Consider the following 343-nt stretch of genomic DNA (forward strand, 5'->3'; position numbering starts at 1 on the left):
GCCACACTTGCCGCAGACGCTTGATCCACAGCGCCCTCACGATCGCGCCGCCCCCACCCGCTGCAGCCGCTCGTCGCGGGAGATGCCCCGCGTCAGCACCGACGGCAGCCGGTCGTGCCGCGATCCCAGGTACTGTCCCAGCACACGCGCGGACTCGATAGCCGCCATGTACACCGCTTGCGACAGCCAACGCCCGCCGCGCAGGCCCGCTTCGCGCAGCCAGTGGGCATCGCGCCGCGCCAAGGCCCAAGCCGCCCGCGCCGCCCCACCCAGATGGGGCTGCAGCCGGTAGCCAAAGTAGCGCGCAAAGGAGCGCGCCTCGTCAAAATTGCGCTGCATCGTC

At 71.4% G+C, this 343-nt stretch carries 1 pseudogene; it reads right to left on the reverse strand.

Annotation, left to right across the window (positions count from 1 at the left end):
* Window positions 1-36: 36 nt before the first annotated feature.
* Window positions 37-343 (reverse strand): annotated as a pseudogene (locus ACK4TH_RS12725) (glycosyltransferase family 2 protein); the annotation flags it as partial.

The organism is Tepidimonas sp. (assembly GCF_046292505.1).
GTDB lineage: Bacteria > Pseudomonadota > Gammaproteobacteria > Burkholderiales > Burkholderiaceae_C > Tepidimonas.